22 protein-coding genes are annotated in these 20,820 nt (G+C 66.8%); 13 read left to right on the top strand and 9 right to left on the bottom strand.

Features of this window, described 5'->3' with window-relative positions; all coding sequences use genetic code 11:
• The first annotated feature begins 30 nt into the window (after positions 1–30).
• The gene (locus ACZ9AQ_RS19615; RefSeq protein ID WP_429206456.1) at positions 31–540 is read left to right on the top strand and encodes a DUF1993 domain-containing protein; all 510 of its coding nucleotides are present in this window, start codon (positions 31–33) and stop codon (positions 538–540) included.
• Between the two features lie 17 nt (positions 541–557).
• Here the strand turns inward: ACZ9AQ_RS19615 and ACZ9AQ_RS19610 are convergent, their stop codons facing one another.
• Both ACZ9AQ_RS19610 and ACZ9AQ_RS19605 read right to left on the bottom strand, forming a co-directional pair.
• Entirely contained in the window at positions 558–776 is a 219-nt protein-coding gene (locus tag ACZ9AQ_RS19610; protein WP_429206457.1) for a DUF1289 domain-containing protein, read from the bottom strand.
• Complete coding sequence (locus ACZ9AQ_RS19605) at positions 760–1,326, bottom strand: DUF1415 domain-containing protein (RefSeq protein WP_429206458.1); 567 nt, start codon at positions 1,324–1,326, stop codon at positions 760–762. The genes ACZ9AQ_RS19610 and ACZ9AQ_RS19605 overlap by 17 nt, the downstream gene beginning before the upstream one ends.
• A 349-nt stretch (positions 1,327–1,675) precedes the next feature.
• On the opposite strand from ACZ9AQ_RS19605, the gene ACZ9AQ_RS19600 reads away from it, so the two are divergent.
• From ACZ9AQ_RS19600 to selD, 3 genes are all read left to right on the top strand, one after another.
• The gene (locus tag ACZ9AQ_RS19600) at positions 1,676–3,013 is read left to right on the top strand and encodes a transglycosylase SLT domain-containing protein (protein WP_429206459.1); all 1,338 of its coding nucleotides are present in this window, start codon (positions 1,676–1,678) and stop codon (positions 3,011–3,013) included.
• Positions 3,014–3,401: 388 nt separating this feature from the next.
• On the top strand, positions 3,402–4,979 hold the full coding sequence (locus ACZ9AQ_RS19595) for a DEAD/DEAH box helicase (RefSeq protein WP_429206460.1): 1,578 nt from the start codon (positions 3,402–3,404) through the stop codon (positions 4,977–4,979).
• 148 nt (positions 4,980–5,127) lie between these two features.
• A complete protein-coding gene (gene selD, locus ACZ9AQ_RS19590; RefSeq protein WP_429206461.1) occupies positions 5,128–6,183 on the top strand; it encodes a selenide, water dikinase SelD in 1,056 nt (351 codons plus the stop codon).
• 32 nt (positions 6,184–6,215) lie between these two features.
• Here selD and ACZ9AQ_RS19585 read toward each other — a convergent pair whose 3' ends face one another.
• The gene (locus ACZ9AQ_RS19585) at positions 6,216–6,899 is read right to left on the bottom strand and encodes a glycoside hydrolase domain-containing protein (protein WP_429206462.1); all 684 of its coding nucleotides are present in this window, start codon (positions 6,897–6,899) and stop codon (positions 6,216–6,218) included.
• A 141-nt stretch (positions 6,900–7,040) separates the two neighbouring features.
• The gene (nhaR, locus tag ACZ9AQ_RS19580) at positions 7,041–8,003 is read right to left on the bottom strand and encodes a transcriptional activator NhaR (RefSeq protein WP_429206463.1); all 963 of its coding nucleotides are present in this window, start codon (positions 8,001–8,003) and stop codon (positions 7,041–7,043) included.
• A gap of 149 nt (positions 8,004–8,152) precedes the next feature.
• Between nhaR and ACZ9AQ_RS19575 the strand changes: the two genes are divergently transcribed.
• Complete coding sequence (locus ACZ9AQ_RS19575) at positions 8,153–9,118, top strand: TerC family protein (protein ID WP_429206464.1); 966 nt, start codon at positions 8,153–8,155, stop codon at positions 9,116–9,118.
• Positions 9,119–9,207: 89 nt separating this feature from the next.
• Here the strand turns inward: ACZ9AQ_RS19575 and ACZ9AQ_RS19570 are convergent, their stop codons facing one another.
• From ACZ9AQ_RS19570 to egtD, 3 genes are read right to left on the bottom strand one after another with little or no spacing between them, the layout of a single operon-like run.
• A complete protein-coding gene (locus tag ACZ9AQ_RS19570; RefSeq protein ID WP_429206465.1) occupies positions 9,208–10,155 on the bottom strand; it encodes a YihY/virulence factor BrkB family protein in 948 nt (315 codons plus the stop codon).
• Positions 10,152–11,405 (bottom strand): ergothioneine biosynthesis protein EgtB, encoded by a 1,254-nt coding sequence (egtB, locus tag ACZ9AQ_RS19565; protein ID WP_429206466.1) that lies wholly within the window; start codon positions 11,403–11,405, stop codon positions 10,152–10,154. Before egtB ends, ACZ9AQ_RS19570 begins: the two co-directional genes overlap by 4 nt.
• Positions 11,402–12,340: an L-histidine N(alpha)-methyltransferase gene (gene egtD, locus ACZ9AQ_RS19560; protein ID WP_429206510.1), complete on the bottom strand. Its 939-nt coding sequence runs from the start codon at positions 12,338–12,340 to the stop codon at positions 11,402–11,404. Before egtD ends, egtB begins: the two co-directional genes overlap by 4 nt.
• A gap of 191 nt (positions 12,341–12,531) precedes the next feature.
• Here egtD and ACZ9AQ_RS19555 point away from each other — a divergent pair, with 191 nt between their 5' ends.
• From ACZ9AQ_RS19555 to ACZ9AQ_RS19525, 7 genes are all read left to right on the top strand, one after another.
• Positions 12,532–13,146 (top strand): class I SAM-dependent methyltransferase, encoded by a 615-nt coding sequence (locus ACZ9AQ_RS19555; protein ID WP_429206467.1) that lies wholly within the window; start codon positions 12,532–12,534, stop codon positions 13,144–13,146.
• Between the two features lie 66 nt (positions 13,147–13,212).
• On the top strand, positions 13,213–14,091 hold the full coding sequence (locus ACZ9AQ_RS19550) for a putative selenate ABC transporter substrate-binding protein (RefSeq protein WP_429206468.1): 879 nt from the start codon (positions 13,213–13,215) through the stop codon (positions 14,089–14,091).
• 19 nt (positions 14,092–14,110) lie between these two features.
• Positions 14,111–14,926 carry a phosphonate ABC transporter ATP-binding protein gene (locus ACZ9AQ_RS19545; RefSeq protein WP_429206469.1) on the top strand — a complete coding sequence of 272 codons (816 nt, stop codon included), beginning with the start codon at positions 14,111–14,113 and terminating at the stop codon, positions 14,924–14,926.
• 16 nt (positions 14,927–14,942) lie between these two features.
• Positions 14,943–15,773 carry a PhnE/PtxC family ABC transporter permease gene (locus tag ACZ9AQ_RS19540; protein ID WP_429206470.1) on the top strand — a complete coding sequence of 277 codons (831 nt, stop codon included), beginning with the start codon at positions 14,943–14,945 and terminating at the stop codon, positions 15,771–15,773.
• Positions 15,770–16,573 (top strand): phosphonate ABC transporter, permease protein PhnE, encoded by an 804-nt coding sequence (phnE, locus tag ACZ9AQ_RS19535; protein WP_429206471.1) that lies wholly within the window; start codon positions 15,770–15,772, stop codon positions 16,571–16,573. The genes ACZ9AQ_RS19540 and phnE overlap by 4 nt, the downstream gene beginning before the upstream one ends.
• A 43-nt stretch (positions 16,574–16,616) precedes the next feature.
• Positions 16,617–17,273 carry an ABC transporter ATP-binding protein gene (locus ACZ9AQ_RS19530; protein ID WP_429206472.1) on the top strand — a complete coding sequence of 219 codons (657 nt, stop codon included), beginning with the start codon at positions 16,617–16,619 and terminating at the stop codon, positions 17,271–17,273.
• Between the two features lie 176 nt (positions 17,274–17,449).
• Positions 17,450–17,740 (top strand): hypothetical protein, encoded by a 291-nt coding sequence (locus ACZ9AQ_RS19525; RefSeq protein WP_005669661.1) that lies wholly within the window; start codon positions 17,450–17,452, stop codon positions 17,738–17,740.
• A gap of 36 nt (positions 17,741–17,776) precedes the next feature.
• On the opposite strand, the gene ACZ9AQ_RS19520 is transcribed toward ACZ9AQ_RS19525, so the two are convergent.
• On the bottom strand, positions 17,777–18,364 hold the full coding sequence (locus ACZ9AQ_RS19520) for a hypothetical protein (protein WP_429206473.1): 588 nt from the start codon (positions 18,362–18,364) through the stop codon (positions 17,777–17,779).
• A 277-nt stretch (positions 18,365–18,641) separates the two neighbouring features.
• On the opposite strand from ACZ9AQ_RS19520, the gene ACZ9AQ_RS19515 reads away from it, so the two are divergent.
• Positions 18,642–19,739 (top strand): AI-2E family transporter, encoded by a 1,098-nt coding sequence (locus ACZ9AQ_RS19515; RefSeq protein ID WP_429206474.1) that lies wholly within the window; start codon positions 18,642–18,644, stop codon positions 19,737–19,739.
• Here the strand turns inward: ACZ9AQ_RS19515 and ACZ9AQ_RS19510 are convergent.
• Positions 19,713–20,726: a Ppx/GppA phosphatase family protein gene (locus ACZ9AQ_RS19510; protein ID WP_429206475.1), complete on the bottom strand. Its 1,014-nt coding sequence runs from the start codon at positions 20,724–20,726 to the stop codon at positions 19,713–19,715. The genes ACZ9AQ_RS19515 and ACZ9AQ_RS19510 overlap by 27 nt on opposite strands.
• Positions 20,727–20,820: the final 94 nt, after the last annotated feature.

Genomic DNA, 20,820 nt, shown 5'->3' with positions numbered 1-20,820 from the left:
ACCAATTCTTTAGCTAAGGAGAAAGACGATATGAGCCATTCCCTGTACGCCGCCTCGGTGCCGGTATTCCGCCAGCTGCTGGGCAGTCTCGCCGCGGTGCTGGAAAAGGCCGAGGCCCATGCCCAGGAACGCCGCATCGAGCCGGACGCCCTGCTCCAGGCGCGGCTCTATCCCGACATGTTCCCGCTGGCCAGGCAAATCCAGATCGCCACCGACTTCGCCAAGGGCGCCGGCGCGCGCCTGGCGGGGATCGAACCGCCGCGCTACGAGGATGGCGAGCGCACCTTCGCCGAGCTGCAGCAACGCATCAGCAAGACGCTGGGCTTCATCGACAGCCTGAAGGAAGCGGACGTGGAAGCCGGCGCCACCCGCGCCATCACCCACGGCAGCGGCGAGCGGGCGCGCCATTTCGACGACGGCGCGCGCTACCTGACGCACTTCGCGCTGCCGCAGTTCTTCTTCCACGCGACGGCGGCGTACGCGATCCTGCGCCACAACGGCGTCCCGATCGGCAAGCGGGATTTCATCGGCGCCTATTGAGAGCGCGCGGCGCTTGACTATGTATTCCGGCGCGGATAACCCTGCGCCAGGATGCGCTGCCATACGACTTCCTTGGCGGCGGCATCCATCGACACCCAGTTGGCGACTTCGGCGACGGTGCGGCCGCAGCCGCGGCACACCTCGTCGAAGGTGGTCGAGCACACCGCGACGCACGGGGTGTCGGGGCGTTCGGACGGCGCCGGCGCGGCGGCGCCGTGTTCAGGCCGGGCCGACATCGAGCTTGTCCCAGCCTTCGTGGCCGAGCTTTTCCATGGTGGCGATATTCTTGTCGAAGATCGCGTCCGCTTCCGGGAAGGCCTCGACCGCGCGCGCGATGCTGTCTTCGCGCAGCAGGTGCAGGATCGGGTACGGGGCGCGGTTGGTGTAGTTCGAGATGTCGGCCGGGTCGGTGTCCGCGAACTGGTAATCCGGGTGGAAGGAAGCCACCTGCAGCTCGCCGTCGAGCTGCAGATCCTCGACCGCGACGTCGGCCACGTCCAGGAATTCGTTGTAGTCCTCGAAATCATTCAGCACGAAGGGGTGGATCAGCAAGGTCGTGTCGACCTGCTCCGGGCTGGTATCGGACAGGTGCTGCAACTCGTCCATCAAGGTCTCAAGCAATTGCTCGGGCGTGGTGGCAGTCGACACGACGTAGCGCACCTGCTCCTTGACATGGACCGACTTGGCGAAGGGACAGAGATTGAGGCCGATGACGGCCCGCTCCAGCCACTTGCGGGTGGCGGCGATGATGGCGTCATCGTCGGCATTCAGATTGGGGGTGCTCATGGTGCAACTTTCGAAAGCAAGGCGAACGGCAAAGCCTGGATTGTACGCACTCTTTGCGCCGACTCATAGTTCGACCCCGCCACGGCGCTAAGGTTTGCCAGACGCGACCGTTATTCATGATGAGTAGGGCAATGCGCGCAGCAGGTCGGGCAACGAGACATCCCTCTCATCAATATGCATGGTATGTACAGCATCTTCCGTTTTCTTGATGCCTACGGATGACATCTTCCGTTCGCCTTCCGAAGTGTAACGAGGCGACTTAATTCTTGACTGACTCGACAATTGATACGTACACTCCCTCCTTGTCCTGTTCTTTCGTTCCTGGACGCAACATTGGAAACGCCTCACCATGAAGCCCATGCACGATACGAAACGCTCGATCCTGACCCTGGCTGCGCTGGCCCTCCTGGCGGCAGCGCCGCTGAGCCAGGCGCTGGACGCGGCCCCGGCGCCAAGCGCCCGCGCCGCGTCGGGCATCGAACGGCCGGCACTGTCGCCGGCGCTGCCGGTGATGAAGCTGGACGCCGACGACTACCGCGAGACCGATGTCTGGGGCCGCATCCGCAGCGGCTATGCGATTCCCGACCTGAACAATGCCCTGGTGACGCGCCACGCCCAGGCCTATGCGGCGCACCCGGCCAACCTGTCGCGCATTTCCGGGCGCGCCTCGCCCTACCTGTATCACGTGGTGTCGGAACTGGAAAAGCGCGGCATGCCGACCGAACTGGCCCTGCTGCCGGTCATCGAATCGGCCTTCAATCCGCAGGCCATGTCGAGCGCCAACGCCGCCGGCCTGTGGCAATTTGTGCCGGGCACCGGCAAGGACTTCGACCTGCGCCAGAACATGTTCAAGGACGAGCGGCGCGGCGTGATTGCCTCGACCGACGCCGCCCTGACCTATCTGCAGCGCCTGTACACGATGTTTGGCGACTGGCCGCTGGCCCTGGCGGCATATAACTGGGGCGAAGGCAATGTTCAGCGTGCCATCAAGAAAAACCAGGAACTCGGCAAGCCGACCGACTTCGAGAGCCTGGCCGAGCTGATGCCGGCCGAGACCCGCAACTACGTCCCCAAGCTGCAGGCAGTCAAGAATGTGGTGGCAAATCCATCCCAGTACGGCGTGACCCTGCCGGCGATCGACAACCAGCCTTATTTCACGACGATCGACAAGACCAGCGACATCGACCTGGCCATCGCGGCCCAGCTGGCCGAGATGTCGCTGGACGAATTCAAAGCGCTCAATCCGCAGTTCAAGAAGCCGGTCATCATCGGCGGCGAGCGCACCAAGATCCTGCTGCCGACCGAGAATGCCGAGAAATTTCACATCAACCTGGCGCAGTGGGGCCAAGCCCTGTCTACCTGGACCACGCACAAGATCACCGGCGCCCGGGTGACGATCGCCCAGCTGGCCTCGAAGTTCGGCACCACGCCCGAAGTGATTCGCCAGGCCAACAACATCCCGCCGCAGTCGCGCCTGAAGGCCGGCTCGACGATCCTGGTGCCGAGGACCTCGGCCTCCGGCCACGCCGACATCGCCGAGAACATCATCGAGAACGCCGTCGTGGCCTTCGAAGCCGACCGCGGCAAGGTCAAGCGCAGTGCCTCGCGCTTCAAGGCCAAGGCCGACGCCGGCAAGAACGGCAAGCGCATCGCGCGCAATACCTCGTCCAAGCGCAAGCAGCGCTGAGCGCGCCGCCCGTGCCAGAATATTGCCATGCAGCATAAACTGCATGGTTTTGCGTTGTGTCGTGCAGAGAACCGGAAAAACCTGTATAGTACGGTTTGTGCGCTGCGACATGATCCGCTTTCAAGCCGACAGTCACTGCAGCGACAGCAGTACCAGCACAGCAGTACCAGCACTACAACCAGCAGCTACGCAAACCCCAGGCAGCTCGACCAGAGCGCCTTTCCAAAGCCTCCCGCCTTGCGTGTCGTTTCCAGACACCGTCCCGGCGCAAAGCTTTTGTGCCGAAATTTCTTTCATTACTGAGTCATTTCGTTTGTCGGTTCGCGTTGCATTTTTACGTTCGCGCCACATGTGCGAACGCATGATTTATTCTGAAAGTAAAGAACACATGAGTTTTGAAGCCCTAGGCCTGCACGCGTCCATCGTCCAGGCAGTCGCCGATACCGGCTACACCACCCCGACCCCGGTCCAGGCGCAAGCCATCCCTGCAGCCATCGCCCGCCGCGACCTGCTGGTCTCGTCGCAAACCGGTTCGGGCAAGACCGCGGCCTTCATGCTGCCGGCCCTGCACCACCTGGCGAACGCCGAGCCTCTGCCTGCCGGCAAGACCCCTGCGCAAGAAGCGCAGGCTGCCAAGGCCCGCGGCGAGCGCGTTCGTTTCAAGCCGGCGCAACCAAAGATGCTGGTCCTGACCCCGACCCGCGAACTGGCCCTGCAAGTGACCAGCAATACCGAAAAATACACGGCCCACATGCGCCGCGTGCGTTGCGTCTCGATCCTGGGCGGCATGCCGTATCCGAAGCAGATGCAACTGCTGGCGAAGAATCCTGAAATCCTGGTCGCCACCCCGGGCCGCCTGATCGACCACATGGAATCGGGCAAGATCGACTTCTCGCAGCTCGAGATCCTGGTGCTGGACGAAGCCGACCGCATGCTCGACATGGGCTTCATCGACGACATCGAGAAGATCGTCGCCGCTACCCCATCGACCCGCCAGACCATGCTGTTCTCGGCAACCCTGGACGGCATCGTGGGCAATATGGCGCGCCGCATCACCACCGATCCGATGACGATCCAGGTCGTCAGCGCCGGCAACCGTCACGAGAACATCGTGCAGCGCGTGCACTTTGTCGACGACCTGTCGCACAAGAACCGCCTGCTCGACCACCTGCTGCGCGACGAGACGATGGACCAGGCCGTGGTGTTCACCGCCACCAAGCGTGACGCCGACATGATCGCCGACCGCCTGAACATCGCCGGCTTCGCCGCCGCCGCACTGCATGGCGACATGCACCAGGGCGCCCGCAACCGCACGCTCGACGGCATGCGCCGCGGCAGTGTGCGCGTGCTGGTGGCCACCGACGTCGCCGCGCGCGGCATCGACGTGCCGACCATCACCCACGTGGTGAACTACGACCTGCCGAAGTTCCCCGAGGACTATGTGCACCGTATCGGCCGTACCGGCCGCGCCGGCCGCAACGGCACCGCGATCTCGCTGGTGAACCATGCCGAAAACATGAACATCCGCCGCATCGAGCGCTTCACGCGCCAGCCGATCCCGGTCAATGTGGTCGAAGGTTTCGAGCCGAAGCGCAGCGCGGCGCCACGCACGGCAGCGCGTCCGGGCTGGAAGCCGGGCGACGGCCGCAACGCCAAGCCGGCCCAGCGCGGCTTCGGCAAGCCGTCGGGCCCGCAAGGCGGCTACGCCGATCGCGCGCCACGCGAAGGCTTCGCGGCGCGTCCGCAGGGCGACCGCCCTGCCGGCGAGAGCCGTTACGCCGACCGTGGCCCGCGTGAAGCTTACGCACCGCGCCCACAAGGTGACCGTCCGGCCGTCGACCGTGCGCCACGCGACGGCGCCCGCTTCGCCGGCCCGCGCGAAGGCCAGGGCCAGCGCCGCGAAGGCGGCTACAAGGGCGCCCACCCGCGCTCGATGGACGGCGCCCGCCGTTCGTTCGGCGAATAAGCATGTCCCCGCGCAGGCGGGGATCCTGACTGAACGTCAGTGAAGAGCGGCTGCTTCGGCAGCCGTTTTTTTTGGCGCCGGCCCGGCGCCAAGCATCCGTGCCCGACTTGCGCGATAATTCGTCGATCAACGATAACCGGATGACCTCATGAGCACCACCGACCAACCCATCAAACTCACCTCGTTCTCGCACGGCGGCGGCTGCGGCTGCAAGATCGCGCCCGGCGTGCTGGCCGAGATCCTGAAATCCTCCGGCGGCTTCCCGCTGCCGAAGGAGCTGATGGTAGGCATCGAGACCTCGGACGACGCCGCGGTCTACCAGATCAACGACGAGCAGGCGCTGGTCGCCACCACCGATTTCTTCATGCCGATCGTCGACGACCCGTTCGACTTCGGCCGCATCGCCGCCACCAATGCCATCTCGGACGTGTACGCGATGGGCGGCACCCCGATCATGGCGCTGGCCCTGGTCGGCATGCCGATCAACAAGCTGCCGCTCGAGACCATCGGCCGGATCCTGGAAGGCGGCGCATCCATCTGCCGCGAAGCCGGCATCCCGATCGCTGGCGGCCATACGATCGATTCTGTCGAGCCGATCTATGGCCTGGTGGTGATGGGCCTGGTGCACCCGTCGAAGGTCAAGAAGAACAGCGCCGCCCGCGCCGGCGACGTGCTGGTGCTGGGTAAACCCCTGGGCGTGGGCGTGCAGTCGGCCGCGCTGAAAAAAGGCGTGCTGGGCGAGGAAGGCTATGCGGCGATGATCGCCAACACCACCAAGCTGAACAAGCCGGGCCGCCTGCTGGCCGACATGCCCGGCGTGCACGCCATGACCGACGTCACCGGCTTCGGCCTGCTGGGTCACCTGCTCGAACTGGCGCGCGGCGCGCAATTGCATGCGCAGCTCGACATGCCGGCGATCCCGCTGCTGCCCAGCGTGCTGCAACTGGCGCACGACGGCATCTTCACCGGCGCGTCAGGCCGCAACTGGGATGCCTATGGCAGGGATGTGCAGCTGGACGCCGCGCTCACCCCGGCCCATCGCGCCTTGCTGACCGATCCGCAAACCTCGGGCGGGCTGCTGGTGGCCTGCGATCCGGCCTCGGTCGACGAGGTGCTGGCCCTGTTCGCGCGCGAAGGGTTCCTCGACGCGGCGGTGGTCGGCCGCATCGAAGCCGGCGCCGCCGGCGTCACCGTGCGCGCCTGAACGTAGCGGCATCCGGGGGCGCTCAGCGGCGCTCAGCGCCCAACCCCAAGCGCCTCGCCATGCCCGGCCAGCTGGAACAGGCCGGGATCCGTCCCCGGCTGGCCCAGCACGGGCGACAGGCGCAGCTCGGCGCCGTCGAGCACCAGGCGTGCCGACGGCCATTGCAACAGGTTGTGGCGCGGCGCGACGCCGCCGGCCGGCATCGACACCAGCCAGCTCAGCGCGCCGAGCCCCCGGTCGACCAGGCTCAGGCACCAGGCATGACTGCCGTGCACGCCGATGCGGTAGCCCGCGGCGCCGCCCAGCGCGCTGCGCACGCCGGCGAGATAGCTCTTCAGGCCGCCGTCGATATCGGCAGGCGTCGCGTCCTCGCCCAGCGCGAAATAGATCGCACTGCCAGGCGGCTGCCCCGCCGCGCGGGCCAGGCGCAAGGCCTCGGCGCCATCGCGCAAGCCCTGCTGGCGCGACTGCTGGCGCCAGAGCGGGTCGCGCGCCACGCATCCATCCCATAGCGCGCCGATGCGCAGCCCGGCGCCGCACAACTGCTCTGCCTCGTGGGCGCCGAGATTGATCGATGGATCGCGGCTGTAGCGCCGCATGACGAAGTCGATGCCGCGCCGGCGCAGCGACGCGGCGTGGGCCGCGATGGCGAACGGCGAATCGCAGCCGCGCAGCAGTCCCATGGCGCGGCGCCCGTCAACCGTGGTGCGCGCCATGGGATTGCTGCGCCGGATTCGGCAAGATGCGCGCCGCCAGGGCCAGCGTGACGGCATGAATGGTGCTCATGGCTCCTCCCGATTCGTTTTTTGCGTCCGATTGGTTTCGCGCAAAACATACTGTGCCATTCCAGGCGTCACCTAGGATTGACTGAGCGCAACAGCATCGTCATGTCGCCCGTCGCCGCCGTCAGCGCGGCCTTCGCCCCGCGCGAACAGCTTGTCGCGCGCCAGCCTGCTGATCGCCACGGTGGCCGGATGGCTCATGCGGCGCTCGGTCGTGATCGCATACACCTGCTCGACGACCGACTCGACCTCGCCCAGCGCGACCAGTCCGTACTGGCTGCTGACCTGGGCCGCGATCACGCTCGGCGCGAAGAACACCCCGGCCCCCGAGCGGCCAAATGCCTGGATCATCGCGCTGTCGTCGAACTCCCCCACTACGCGCGGATGCACGTCGCAGCGCTCGAGCCAGCGCAGCAGGCGCTGGTGGATCGCGAAATCCTCGCCCGGCAACAGCAGCGGCGCGTTGTGCAGGCAAGCCGGGAACGGCCGGTCGAAGGTGGCCGCCAGCGCTTCGGTGCAAAAGGCCGTCATCGGGCTCTCGCCCAGCAAGTGGCTGTAGGCGCGCACGCTGAAGTGGGCCGGGATCGGACGGTCGGCGACGACCAGGTCGAGCCGGTGCACCGCCAGGTCGGCGATCAGGCTGTCGAGCCGCCCTTCGCGGCAGATCAGCTTGACGGGTTCCTCCAGCTTGAGCGCCGGCTCCACCAGGTCGAAGGCGATCAGCTTGGACACCGAATCGGCGCAGCCGACGCGGTAGGAGGTGGCGGCGAAGGCGTGGTCGCGCACCACCTCGAGCAGCTCGTCGCCGGTATTGAAAATGTCTTCGGCGTAGCTCACGATGCGGCGCCCGGTATCGGTCAGCTCGAGCTTGCGCCCAACCCGGCGAAACAGCTCGACGCCCAGGCTGTCGGCGAATTCGGACAGCTGGCCCGAGATCGAGTGCGGGGTCAGGTGCAACTGCTCGGCCGCCCTGGCGATACTGCCGGTTTTCGCCACCATCCAGAAGTAGCGTAGGTGCTTGTAATTGAGGGTCGACATGGAAAGCTCGCGTAAACATCGAGAAATTCGATGTTACATCAAATAAGATTCGATTTGTGCGAGGTATTAGGGCATCATATAGTGACGTTTTACCATAAATGGAGGATTTGTATGCCCCCTCGTTCCATTGTATTTGCAAGGAATATCCGATGAACGGCCTGGAAACCATCGCAAGCCCCATGATGTGGGCCGGCTTCGTCGGCTTCGTGCTGGTCATGCTGGCGCTCGACCTGTTCGTGTTCGGCGGCAACAAGGCGCACAAGGTCAGCGTCAAGGAAGCCGGCATCTGGTCGCTGGTCTGGGTCAGCCTGGCGCTGATCTTCAACGCCGCCCTGTACTTCTACCTGAAAGACACCGCCGGCCCCGAAATCGCGAGCCAGAAATCGCTCGAATTCTTCTCGGGCTACCTGATCGAGAAAGCGCTGTCGGTCGACAACGTGTTCGTGTTCCTGCTGATCTTCACCGCCTTCCAGGTGCCGCAGCAATACCAGCGCCGGGTCCTGATCTATGGCGTGCTGGGTGCGATCATCATGCGCGCCATCATGATCAGCGCAGGCGCATGGGTCGTGAGCGAATTCAGCTGGGTCCTGTACCTGTTCGGCGCATTCCTGCTGTTCACCGGTATCCGCATGCTGGTGGCGGTCGACGAAGAGCCGGACGTGGCCAACAACCCGATCCTGAAGCTGGCGCGCAAGCACCTGCGCGTGGCCGAGGGCGACCATGGCGAGAAGTTCTTCGTGCACAAGAACGGCCTGCGCTACGTGACGCCGCTGTTCCTGGTGCTGATCCTGATCGAAGTGACCGACCTGATCTTCGCGGTGGACTCGATCCCGGCGATCTTCGCGATCACGACCGACCCGTTCATCGTGTTCACGTCGAACATGTTCGCGATCCTGGGCTTGCGTGCGCTGTACTTCCTGCTGGTCGACGTGGCTGACCGCTTCCACCTGCTCAAGTATGGCCTGGCGATGGTGCTGACCTTCATCGGCGTCAAGATGCTGATCATGCCGTGGTATCACATCCCGGTGCAGGCTTCGCTGACCGTCGTCGCCGTGCTGATCGCTGGCAGCTGCATCGCCAGCCTGATGATCAAGCCGAAAGCCGAAGTGAAGTAAGAAGTAAGTAGTAAGAAGCAAGCAGTCAGCGTGGGGTGGACGGGACGCCGAATCGGCAAGCCGTCCACCCCACGTCGTTTCCGCCCCTGCTATCCGCGCGCCAGCGGCGGAATGCCGCACACCGGTTGCGACGGCGGCTCCCCGCCGCCGGCCTGCCCCACCCGCTCGTACTCGGCGATCACCTGGGCGCCCAGCAGCAGCAGCGTGGCGGCGATTTCCAGCGAAAACATCACCACGATCGCCGTCGTCATCGAGCCATACACCAGGTTCACCTGCGACAGCGTCGAGAAATACCAGACCAGCACGTGGCGCGCGATTTCCCACAGCAGCGCCGCCGTCGCGCCGCCGATGAAGGCGTGCCAGATCGACAGCCGGCCCACCGGCATCACCAGGTAGATCGAGGTCAGCACCAGGATCTCGCCCGCCAGTCCCAGCAGATACAGCAACACCCCCGACACCCCGCCCAGCGACCACTTGTAGTTGAACAGCCAGACGCTCTCGGTGCCCAACACCTGCAGCGCGCCGGAAACCAGGGTCACCACCATGATGCCGATGCCCAGCGCCAGGATGTAGCAATAGGGCAGCACCGCGGAGACGAGAAAATGGCGACGCCGCACCGCGACCCGGTGCACGAAGATCACGCTCATCGCGTTTTCCAGCACGGTGAACGCGAGCGAGCTGAAAAACAGCATGGTGAGCGCCAGCACCCAGGTCAGTATCTGGCGATCCTGCAGGAAGTTGGCGACCTCGGTCACGATCGGGCGCGACTGGCCCGGCACCAGCAGTTCGAGGTAGCGGCGCAAGGTGTCGAGCAATTCCACCGGGTCGATGAAATGCGACAGCGCCACCACCACCAGCATCAGGAAGGGCACGATCGACAGCAGCGCGTAATAGGCGACGGCGCCGGCCAGCAGCAGGCCCTGGTTGGCGCGAAAGCCCCTCAGCACCTGCAGGGCGAACTTGAGGGGATGCGACAGGATGTAGATATTGGCGCGCTGGTCCTTCAGGCGCGCGCGCCAGTCACGCCGGCGGCTCATCGCGCCAGCCGGATGCCGGTAAACTGCCAGCGCGCGCCGGTCGGGAAGAAGTTGCGGTAGCTGGCGCGCGCATGGCCCTCGGGCGTGGCGCACGACGAGCCGCGCAGCACGTACTGGTTGACCATGAACTTGCCGTTGTATTCGCCGATGGCGCCCGGCGCCGGCGCATAGCCGGGATAGGGTGCGTAGCTGCTGCTGGTCCACTGCCAGCAGGCGCCGAACAGTTGCTGCAGGCCGGCGCCACCGGCCGCCGCCGGATGAAGCGCCAAATGAGGCGCCGGCAGCGCGCCCAGGCCGGGCGCCTTGACGTTGGCCTGGAGCGCGGCGAATTCCCACTCCGCCTCGGTCGGCAGGCGTGCGCCGCACCAGCGCGCATAGGCGTCGGCTTCGTACAGCGAGACGTGGGTGACGGGACGCTCGGGGTCGAGCGGCGCCAGGCCGTGCAGCGTGAACTCGTGCCAGCCATCTTCGCGTTCGATCCAGTACAGCGGCCGGGTGATCTCGCCCGCACACACCCGGTCCCAGCCCTCGGCCAGCCACAGGCTCGGGTCGCGGTAGCCGCCGGCCTCGATGAAGGCGCGGTATTCACCATTGGTGACGAGGCGCGTGGCCAGCGCGAACGGCGCCAGGTAGGTGCGATGGCGCGGCAGTTCGTTGTCGAAGCAAAAGAGCGCGCCCGCGTGGCCGATCTCGGTCAAGCCGCCGTCGAACGCGAGCCAGTCCGGCTGCGCCGCCGGCCCGGATGGCGCCAGGGGATCGGCCGCATAGGCCGGATACAGCGGACTTTGCGCCAGCAGGTGCTTGACGTCGGTGAGCATCAGCTCCTGGTGCTGCTGCTCGTGCTGCAGGCCCAGTTCGACCAGGGCCGCCAGCGTGTCGTCGATGCCGCGTTCCAGCAACGCGTCCATGCGGCGGTCGACGTCGTGGCGGTAGGCCTTCACCTCGCCGAGCGACGGCCGCGTGAGCAGGCCCCGGTGCGGGCGCGGATGCTTGTCGCCGACGCCGTTGTAGTAGGAATTGAAAATGACCCGGAACGCCGGGTGGAACGGCGCGAAGCCCGGTTCGCGCGGCTCGAGGATGAACGTCTCGAAGAACCAGGTGGTGTGGGCCAGGTGCCACTTGATCGGGCTGGCGTCCGGCATCGACTGCGCGCAGCAATCTTCGTCGGACAGCCTGTCTGCCAGGTGCAGCGAACGGCCGCGCACCCTGGCGAAGGTGCGCGGCAGCCCCTCGTCGCGCAGCATATTCATAGGGAAATAGCCTGTGCGTGGATCACTGCGAACCAGCGCTGGGGATCGGTCCAGACCCGGGTCGCTTCGAAACCGGCACGCTCCAGCAGCCCGATGGCGTCGGCCTGCTGGTACTTGTAGCTGTTCTCGGTGTGGATGCAGTCGCCGGCCTCGAAGCGGCGCGCGCCGCCGCGCCAGCGCACCTCTTGCGCCGTGCGCGCCTCGAGGTGCATCTCGATGCGGCCGCGCGCGGCGTTGTAGAAGCCCTGGTGGCGCCACTGGCGGATGTCGAAGTCGGCGTCGACCAGCCGGTTCACGTGGCGCAGGATGTTCAGGTTGAAGGCGGCAGTCACGCCCAGCGCGTCGTCATAGGCGGCGTCGAGCGTGGATTTGTCCTTGGCCAGGTCGATGCCGATCAGGATGCCGCCATCGGGTCCGCACTGCGCGCGCAGGCGCGCCAGGAAAGCCTCTGCATCCTCGGGCGTGAAATTGCCGAGCGACGAGCCGGGATAGAAGAACAGGCGGCGCTCGGCGCGCACCACGTCGGGCAGCTCGAAGCGGTTGGAGAAATCCATGCCCAGCGCTTCCATCGCGATCTGCGGGAAGCGCTGGCGCAGGCGCGCCAGGGCGTCGTGCGTGAATTCGCTGGAGATGTCGACCGCCACGTACTGCGCCGGCTGCAGGAGCGGGAACAGCCTGGCCGCCTTGGCGCAATTGCCGGCGCCGAGGTCGATCAGGGTGGCCCCAAGGCCGGCCACGCGCGCGATCTCGGCGCCGTGGCGTTCGAAGATCGCGGCCTCGGTGCGGGTCGGATAGTATTCGGGCAATTCGCAGATGGCCTCGAACAGCTTGGAACCGAGCGCGTCGTACAGGAATTTGGGCGAAATGCAGGCTTCACCGGCGCGCAGGCCGGCATGCAGCTCTTGCGCGTCGTGGGCATTGGCCACGGGGGCCATCTGCGGGTCGAATGTGCAGGATGTCAGCATAAGGTTTATCATTCGTGCCGCCACGCCGCACCATGCGAGATGGCATATGAGGTTGTCGCTTTCGTTGCCGTTTTTGCCATCATAGCGGATTCCCCCATTTCGTCGTGCGCACGACAATTCAAGCGTGCAGGGCCTGCCCTGCGATCTTTCTAAGTTGAAATATGGACCAGCGACTTCATTGGGAAACCGTGTACCGCAGCAAGGCGCCGGATGCGGTGAGCTGGTACGCCCCGCACCTGAACACCTCGCTCGCCCTGATCGAGCGCAGCGCCGGCGCGCGCTCGGCGGCGATCATCGACGTCGGCGGCGGCCAGGCCACGCTGGTCGACGACCTGCTGGCGCGCGGCTGCACGGACGTGTCGGTGCTGGACATCTCGGCCGAGGCGATCAGCGTCGCCCGCGCGCGTCTTGGCGCGCAGGCGGACCGGGTCGCGTGGCTGGTCGCCGACATCACGCAGACGACCTTGCCGGAACGGCGCTACGACGTCTGGCACGACCGCGCCGTGTTCCATTTCCTGCTCGAGCCGGCGCAACGGGCGGCCTACGTGCGCCAGGTGGCGCGCGCCATGCGCCCGGGCGGCAGCGTGATCGTCGCCACCTTCGGCCCGGAAGGGCCCACCACATGCAGCGGCCTGGACATCGTGCGCTACGACGCCGACGGCTTGCATGACGAATTCGGCCCGGCGTTCCGCCTGGTCGAGAGCCGCACCGAACTGCACCGGACGCCCTTCGGCACGACACAGCAATTTGTATACTGCTTTTGCCGCGTGGAATAGTTACTTGCAGTGGTGAAGCACTTATAATCCGTATCCTGATTTAATCCACCATCATAAGAGCCAGTCATGACCATGTCCCTCCGCCGTCACGTCCTGAAAACCCTGTGCGCAGCCGTTGCCGGCACGATGCTGTTCGCCGGCGCCGCTTCCGCCCAGAGCAACGGCGTGCTGCGCGTCTCGGCCATCCCCGACGAAGCGCCGACCGAATTGCAGCGCAAGTTCAAGCCGCTGGGCGAATACCTGGCCAAGGCCACTGGCCTCAAGGTCGAGTTCACACCCGTGACCGACTACGCCGCCTCGGTCGAAGGCCTGATCAACCGCAAGATCGACATGGTCTGGTTCGGCGGCTTCACCTTCGTGCAGGCCAATGCGCGCAGCAAGGGCCAGGTTACCCCGCTGGTGCAGCGCGAGGAAGACGAGAAATTCCGCTCGGTCTTCATCACCACCGCGCCGGGCATCACCAAACTGGAAGACTTGAAGGGCAAGACCCTGGCCTTCGGTTCGGAATCCTCGACCTCGGGCCACCTGATGCCGCGCTCGTTCCTGCTTGCCGCCAAGATCGACCCGGACACCGACCTGAAGCGCGTCGCCTTCTCGGGCGCGCACGACGCGACCGTGGCGGCCGTGGCCGGCGGCAAGGTCGATGCCGGCGCGCTCAACATCTCGGTCTGGGAAAAGCTCGTCGAGAGCAAGAAGGTCGATCCGAAACAAGTGCGCGTGTTCTACACCACCCCGGGCTACTTCGACTACAACTGGACCGTGCGCAGCGACATGGACCCGGCGCTCAAGAAGAAGATCCAGGATGCCTTCCTGGCGCTGGACGGCTCGACCGCCGAAGGCAAGCAGATTCTCGACCTGCAGCGCGCCACCCGGTTCGTGCCGACCAAGACCGCCAACTACGGCGCGATCGAAGCCGCCGCACGCAACGCGGGCCTGCTGAAGTAATCCGGGAAAGCGCTTCGCCATGGCGACCTACCGCCTGCACGGCCTGACCGTGCGCCACCTGGCCGGCAGCCGCGCGCCGGCCCTGCACGCGCTCGACCTCACGGTGCGCGCCGGCGAGCAGGTCGCCCTGATCGGTCCTTCCGGGGCCGGCAAGACCACCTTGCTGGCCACCCTCGCCTGCGCCCACCGGCCGGCCGCGGGCACCCTGGAAGTCTTCGGCCAGGATCCCTGGCGGCTGAGCGGGGCCGAGCGCCACCACCTGCGCTCGCGCCTGTTCCTGGCGCCGCAGGCGCCGCCGTTGCCGCCGCGCCAGCGCGTGGTGACGGCGGTGCTGGCCGCGCGCCTGCCGCACTGGTCGCTGTGGCGCGCCCTGGCTTCGCTGGTGCGCCCGCAGGATCCCGACGCCGCCCACGCCGCGCTGGCGCGCTTTTCGCTGGGCGACAAGCTGTATGCGCGGGTCGACCGCCTGTCGGGCGGCGAACGCCAGCGCTGCGGCCTGGCGCGCCTGCTGTTGTCAAGCGCCGAAGCGCTGCTGGTCGACGAGCCGATCTCGGCGCTCGACCCGGCGCTGGCGCGCCACACCCTGGCCACGCTGCGCCAGGAAGCGCGCCAGCGAGGCGCGACCCTGGTGTGCAGCCTGCACCAGGTCGACCTGGCGCGCGAGCAGTTCGCGCGCCTGGTCGGCCTGCGCGACGGCCGCATCGTGTTCGATGCGCCGCGCGAGGACGTCAGCGACGCCATGATCGCCGAGCTGTACGCCAACGAGCAGGTCGAGCCGGCATCCGATACCCCGCACCCCACACCCGGCCAGATCGCCGTCGGCGCCTGCTTCTGATGAGCACCTGTTTCTGATGAGCGACATTGCAGTGCCTCATCGCGACCCCGCGTGGCGCGCGCGCGTCACGTGGGCCGCGATCTTCGCGGTTTTGCTGTACCCGCTGCTGGCCGGCGCCGAATTCAAGCCCTGGCTGCTGTTCGATGCGCAAAGCCTGCGCGCGGCCGGGATGTTCCTGTCCGATTTCCTGGTGCCGGCCGTTGATCCTGAATTCCTGGCCATGGTGCTGCGCGAGACCTGGCAGACGGTGGCCATCGCCACCGCCGGCCTCACGCTGGCCCTGCTGGTGGCCGTTCCCGCCACCGTCGTCATCACCGAGCGCCTGTCGATCTCGCGCCTGGGCACCGGCCGCGTGCATCCGCTCGCGGCGCTCGTGCGCCAGGGCCTGCGCTGGATCCTGATGATCCTGCGTTCGGTGCCCGAACTCGTGTGGGCCCTGCTGTTCGTGCGCATCGTCGGCCTGGGCCCGACCGCCGGCGTACTGGCGATCGCCCTGTCGTACAGCGGCATGCTGGCCAAGGTGTACGCCGAAATCCTCGAGTCGAGCGACGCCCATGCCACCGACGCGCTGCTCGCCAATGGCGCCGGCCGCCTGCCGGCGCTGCTGTACGGCGCCCTGCCCGATTCGAGCGCCGAACTGGTCTCGTACACCGTATACCGCTGGGAGTGCGCGATCCGCGGCTCGGCGGTGATGGGCTTCGTCGGCGCCGGCGGCCTGGGTCAGCGCCTGGACGAATCGACCAAGATGATGGCCGGCGGCGAGGTCGCCACCATGCTGATCGTGTTCGTGCTGCTGGTGGCGGCCGCCGACCTGGTGTCGAAGATGCTGCGCCGGAGGCTGGGATGACGCCATCCACGCAATCGCAGGCGCCGCCGGCGCCGCCGCGCGACCCCGGCGCATGGCTGATCCTGCTCGGCCTGCTGGCCCTGGTGGTGGCCAGCTTCGCCTCGCTGCCGCTGCAGTGGAGCGCCTTCTTCAGCGCCGAGGCGATCGATTCGAGCCGCGAATTCCTGGCCGGCTTCGCACCGCCCGAGACCAGTGCGCCCTTCCTCCTGAAGACCCTCGGCGCGCTGTGGGAGACGCTGGCCATGTCGGCCGTCGGCACCCTGCTCGCCGCCATCGTCGGCCTGCCGCTGGCGCTGGCCGGCGCCGGGCGCCTGGGGGGCGCGGCGCGGCTGGCGACGCGCCTGGTGCTCAATATGCTGCGCTCGATTCCGGAGCTGGTGTGGGCCGCGGTGCTGCTGGTGCTGGCCGGCCTGGGACCGATGGCCGGCACCCTGGCGCTGGCCGCGCACACGGCCGGGGTGCTGGGACGGCTGTTCGCCGACGCCCTGGAAAACGTCGAACCGCATGCCGAGCAGACCCTGCGCACCAACGGCGCGCGGCCGCTGGCGGCCTTCCTGTACGCTACGCTGCCCCAGGCGCTGCCGCAGATGCTGTCGTACACGCTGTACCGCTGGGAAAACAATATTCGCGCCGCGGCAGTGCTGGGCGTGGTCGGGGCCGGCGGCCTGGGCCAGATGCTGAAGTACCACCTGTCGCTGTTCCAGATGCCCAGCGCGGCCACCGTGGTGATCGCGATGCTGGTGCTGGTGGCGCTGGTGGATGCGGCCAGCTACCTGCTGCGGCGCGCCCTGACCCGATAAAGCCGCGGTTATTCAAGCCCCGTTATTCAAATCCACGATCCGCATGCTCGAACTCGACCAGCTCACCAAATCCTACGGCGGCCGTACGGTGCTCGCCCAGCTGTCGCATGTGTTCCAGGCCGGCGAGTTCGTGGCGATCATGGGCGAATCGGGCGTCGGCAAGTCCACCCTGCTCAACCTCATCGCGGGCCTCGACAGCCCTGACTCCGGCCAGGTGATCGTGGACGGCGCGCCGATGTCCAGCCTCGACGACGATGCCGCCACGCGCCTGCGGCGCACCCGCATGGGCTTCATCTTCCAGGCCTTCCACGTGCTGCCGCACCTGACCCTGCGCCAGAACGTGGCGCTGCCGCTGCTGCTCAACAAGGAGCGCGGCGCGCATGCGGCAGAGCGCGCTGCCGCGATGCTGGACGCCGTCGGCCTGCAGGGACGGGGCGACGATTTCCCTCGGCAGCTCTCGGGCGGCGAACTGCAGCGGGTGGCGATCGCGCGCGCCCTGGTGCACCGCCCGGCCCTGCTGCTGGCCGACGAGCCGACCGGCAATCTCGATCCGGAAACTGCCAATGGCATCCTCCGGCTCTTGCGCGACGAAACCCGTGCCCACGGCGCCGGCGCCATCATGGTCACCCACTCGCACGCCGCGGCCGCCATGGCCGACAAGGTGCTGCTGCTGACGCATTCGGGACTGAAGTTAGCATAAGTTCCTGCAAGAAACCTGCAATTGCGCCATTTTTAGTTAAATTTCATGAATCGTGCGCAACACAATCGTAGTATTATCACAACGACCCGCCACGAATAATCCAACACAATAGGTAGGGCTAATTTTCCAGAACAGTCGATCTGTCTTGAATCATGTTTTCATATTGGAGAATCGACATGAGCGTACGACAGAAAAAACAGGAAATGCTCGAGGCCATGCACCGGGCGCGGGCCCTCGAGCCCTCGAGTTTCGTGCCCAATAAATTGCTCGACACCCTGATCGAGCGCCTGCAACTGAAGAACGACGCGGAGCTGTGCCGCGTGCTCGAAGTGCAGCCGCCGATCATCAGCAAGATCCGCCACCGCAAGCTCAACGTCGGCGCCACCATCTTGCTGCGCATGCATGAAAAGTCGAACATCCCGATCCGCGAACTCAAGGAATTGACCAGCGCGTCGGCGATCCATTAGCGCCCGGCGCCACTTAGAACCTATCCCGGTAGGTTCCTAGCCTTGCGGCGGTCGCCCGGTCTTGAGCTGGGGCAGCGCCGCCAGTACGCCCTGCAGGGTGGCCACGTCGAGCTGGCCCAGCAGGGCCACGCCGATGCGCAGCAGTTCACTCTTCTTGACGTCGATGCCGGCCCGCAGGCAGGCCTGCTTGACGTCGAGCAGCACCGCGTATTCCTGCTCGGGCATGGTGAAGCTGTCGCGCACCAGCACCGGACGCGCATCCTGGACCGGCGCGCGCACCACGGCCCTTGGGGTTGGCTTCGGGGTTGGCTTCGGGGTTGGCTTCGGGGTTGGCTTCGTGGTTGGCTTCGTGGTCGGCTTCGCTGCCGACTTTGCCGCCGACTTCCTGGGCGGGGGATGCGCGAGCGCCCTGGCGGCCGACTTGACCGCCGTCCTGAGCCCGCCCTTCGTCGGTGTGGCGGCGGCGGGCATCTGCTTGGCCGCAGGCTTGACGGCGGGCTTGACCGCGGGCTTGGTCACAGACCCGGCCACGGTCCTGGCCGCCGGTCGAGGGTGGGCGCTGTTCGCCCTGGGGCGCTGCGCGCGCGCTGCTGGTTCGGGCGCGGCCGCCGGCTTGCGTGGCATGGGTGCTGCTCCATCGTTGAGTGGGAAAACAGTATAAACGATTTACTCGCTTCCCGCAGCGCGCCGTACATACCGCGCGCCTGTCGCCACCGGCGCCGATCGGTGTCACAATATTATTCCCATAGGGGCGGCCTTCTGTTTTTCAGAAGAATTCATTCCGTAAACTCCGCTTTTTTGGGAATGCATCCTGTATTATTCTTTCAAGCGGACAACTCTGCTGTAAACTCCGCGCGACGCAGAAATTTTTTGAGGAAAACGTGATTCGATCCGGGCCAGTATGCGCAACAAAGCTCATTTGATCCTGCCGGTGCTGTTCGCCATCGCCCTGGCCTTCTTGTTGCAACATTTTCTCGGCTCGATCGCCTGGGCCGGCCTGCTCGCGGTGATCACCTGGCCGTTGCACCAGCGTCTGCTGCGGCGCGGCTGGGCGCCGCTGGCCAGCGCCAGCTTCATGCTGCTGCTCCTGATCGTCAGCTTCGTCGGACCGTCGGTGCTGCTGTTCCACACCCTCACCTACGAGCTGGCCAGCCTGCAGCGCATGCTCGTCAGCTTCAACCAGACCGGGGTGCCGGTGCCGAGCTGGCTGGCCAACCTGCCGCTGGTGGCCGAACCGGCCGTCAAGTGGTGGCTCGAGCACCTCGCCGTGCCGGGCGGACTGAACGCTCTGGTGCGCACCACGGTGGGCGACTTCATGCCGCACCTGACCGATACCGCGCGCGTCTGGGGCTCCACGATCCTGGCCAACGCCCTGTATCTGTTCCTTACCATGCTCACGCTGTTCGTGCTGTACGTGCACGGCTCGAGCGTCATGCACTACATCGACCGCGCCGGCGCGCGCCTGCTGCCCGACCAGTACACCAAGCTGCGGCGCGTGCTGCCGCTGTCGGTGCGCGGCACCGCGCTGGGACTGGGGTCGATCGCGATCCTCGAAGGCATCGTGCTGGGCGTGGCCTACTGGGTGGCCGGCGCCCCGGCCCCGGTGCTGCTGGGCGTGATCACCGGCTACCTGGCCCTGATCCCGGGCGGCGCGCCGCTGTCGTTCACCGTGGTCTCGCTGCTGCTGTTCGGCCAGGGCCATTCGGCCGAGGCGCTGGGCCTGTTCACCTGGGGCGCGGTCGAGCTGTTCCTGGTCGATAAATTCATCCGCCCGAAACTGATCGGGCAGCGCGTCAACCTGCCGTTCCTGGCGGTGCTGTTCGGCCTGCTGGGCGGCGTCTCGACCATGGGCGTGATCGGCCTGTTCGTCGGCCCGCTGATGATGGCGATCCTGTTCGGCTGGCTGCGCGACGAGCCGCCGGGCACGGCGCTGCTGACGGTGCCGCCGCCCGGGCAGCCGGTCGCCGAGGCGTCAGGCGACGCCGAGCGAACGCGCTAGCGGGTCGATCAACGCGGCGGCGCCCGCCGCCGCCTGCTGCTGCAAGTCCTGCTGGTGCACATCCCGCTGGTGCAAATCCCATAGCGCGCCCACGCGCAGGCCGGCCCGCACCGGCGCCAGCTCGCCGATGTCGAGTTCTTCCATCAAGCCGATCAGAATCGCCAGCCCGCCCGGCAGGTGCGGTGCGCGTTCGGCCGCCGCATAGGCCCGGCGCACGCCGGCCAGGTGGCCGATCCCGACGAAGTGGGCGCGCAGCCGTTCGAGGCCGGCGCGGCCCAAGACGCCTTCCTCACCGTGCAGCTGCGCGATCTCGGCCAGCGCGCGCACCGTGCCGCAGGCGCCGACCGCCTGCTGCCAGCGCTGCGCGCCCAGCCTGGCCTCGGCGAAGCGGCTGCGGCTCGAACGCACCGCAGCGTCGAAGGCGGCGGCGTCCAGGCGCCCATCGGCGAAGAAGGTCAGGCTCTGGCGCACGGCGCCCACGGCGAACGATTCGATGCGCCGGATCGCGGCGCCCTGCCCCAGCACCAGCTCGGTCGAGCCGCTGCCGATGTCCACCACCAGCCGCGGCCCGCTGTCCTGCGCACCGAGCGTGGCCGCCACGCCCAGGTAGACCAGGCGACCGGCTTCGTCACCCGCGATGAGTTCGACCGGCCGGCCCAGCGCCTTGCCGGCCGCGGGCAGGAACAGCGCAGCGTTGCGCGCCATGCGCAGGGCCGAGGTCGCCACCACGCGCACCGCCTGCGGGCGCCAGGCGTCGAGCACGCCGCGAAACGCCTCCAGGCAGCCCAGCGCGCGGCGCATGGCGGCCGCGCACAGCATGCCGTCCTCGTCGAGCGTGGCGGCCAGCCGGACCGGCTCGGCCATGGTGGCGACCAGGCGCAGCACGCCGTCCTCGACACGCCCGACGTGCAGGCGGAAGCTGTTCGAGCCCAGCTCAACGGCGGCGTAGACGGGCGACTCGGTGGATCCGGCAGGTGAGGCTTGCATGGCATGTCCAGTTGAACTGAGCGCAGGATAATCCTCGCCCGTGACATGCGCATGACGGCGCGACGCCAACGCCCGCCGCTGCTGCTGCTGTTAC

This window comes from Massilia sp. UYP34 (assembly GCF_056279385.1).
Note: the sequence above shows the minus strand (reverse complement) of the source record. Positions and strands in the feature narration are given on the sequence as shown.

Excerpts from the sequence above, each read along its gene's own strand:
- ACZ9AQ_RS19615 (WP_429206456.1), top strand. The coding sequence starts at position 31 with ATGAGCCATTCCCTGTACGCCGCCTCGGTGCCGGTATTCCGCCAGCTG.
- ACZ9AQ_RS19610 (WP_429206457.1), bottom strand. The coding sequence starts at position 776 with ATGTCGGCCCGGCCTGAACACGGCGCCGCCGCGCCGGCGCCGTCCGAA.
- ACZ9AQ_RS19605 (WP_429206458.1), bottom strand. The coding sequence starts at position 1,326 with ATGAGCACCCCCAATCTGAATGCCGACGATGACGCCATCATCGCCGCC.
- ACZ9AQ_RS19600 (WP_429206459.1), top strand. The coding sequence starts at position 1,676 with ATGAAGCCCATGCACGATACGAAACGCTCGATCCTGACCCTGGCTGCG.
- ACZ9AQ_RS19595 (WP_429206460.1), top strand. The coding sequence starts at position 3,402 with ATGAGTTTTGAAGCCCTAGGCCTGCACGCGTCCATCGTCCAGGCAGTC.
- selD (WP_429206461.1), top strand. The coding sequence starts at position 5,128 with ATGAGCACCACCGACCAACCCATCAAACTCACCTCGTTCTCGCACGGC.
- ACZ9AQ_RS19585 (WP_429206462.1), bottom strand. The coding sequence starts at position 6,899 with ATGGCGCGCACCACGGTTGACGGGCGCCGCGCCATGGGACTGCTGCGC.
- nhaR (WP_429206463.1), bottom strand. The coding sequence starts at position 8,003 with ATGTCGACCCTCAATTACAAGCACCTACGCTACTTCTGGATGGTGGCG.
- ACZ9AQ_RS19575 (WP_429206464.1), top strand. The coding sequence starts at position 8,153 with ATGAACGGCCTGGAAACCATCGCAAGCCCCATGATGTGGGCCGGCTTC.
- ACZ9AQ_RS19570 (WP_429206465.1), bottom strand. The coding sequence starts at position 10,155 with ATGAGCCGCCGGCGTGACTGGCGCGCGCGCCTGAAGGACCAGCGCGCC.
- egtB (WP_429206466.1), bottom strand. The coding sequence starts at position 11,405 with ATGAATATGCTGCGCGACGAGGGGCTGCCGCGCACCTTCGCCAGGGTG.
- egtD (WP_429206510.1), bottom strand. The coding sequence starts at position 12,340 with ATGGCCCCCGTGGCCAATGCCCACGACGCGCAAGAGCTGCATGCCGGC.
- ACZ9AQ_RS19555 (WP_429206467.1), top strand. The coding sequence starts at position 12,532 with ATGGACCAGCGACTTCATTGGGAAACCGTGTACCGCAGCAAGGCGCCG.
- ACZ9AQ_RS19550 (WP_429206468.1), top strand. The coding sequence starts at position 13,213 with ATGACCATGTCCCTCCGCCGTCACGTCCTGAAAACCCTGTGCGCAGCC.
- ACZ9AQ_RS19545 (WP_429206469.1), top strand. The coding sequence starts at position 14,111 with ATGGCGACCTACCGCCTGCACGGCCTGACCGTGCGCCACCTGGCCGGC.
- ACZ9AQ_RS19540 (WP_429206470.1), top strand. The coding sequence starts at position 14,943 with ATGAGCGACATTGCAGTGCCTCATCGCGACCCCGCGTGGCGCGCGCGC.
- phnE (WP_429206471.1), top strand. The coding sequence starts at position 15,770 with ATGACGCCATCCACGCAATCGCAGGCGCCGCCGGCGCCGCCGCGCGAC.
- ACZ9AQ_RS19530 (WP_429206472.1), top strand. The coding sequence starts at position 16,617 with ATGCTCGAACTCGACCAGCTCACCAAATCCTACGGCGGCCGTACGGTG.
- ACZ9AQ_RS19525 (WP_005669661.1), top strand. The coding sequence starts at position 17,450 with ATGAGCGTACGACAGAAAAAACAGGAAATGCTCGAGGCCATGCACCGG.
- ACZ9AQ_RS19520 (WP_429206473.1), bottom strand. The coding sequence starts at position 18,364 with ATGCCACGCAAGCCGGCGGCCGCGCCCGAACCAGCAGCGCGCGCGCAG.
- ACZ9AQ_RS19515 (WP_429206474.1), top strand. The coding sequence starts at position 18,642 with ATGCGCAACAAAGCTCATTTGATCCTGCCGGTGCTGTTCGCCATCGCC.
- ACZ9AQ_RS19510 (WP_429206475.1), bottom strand. The coding sequence starts at position 20,726 with ATGCAAGCCTCACCTGCCGGATCCACCGAGTCGCCCGTCTACGCCGCC.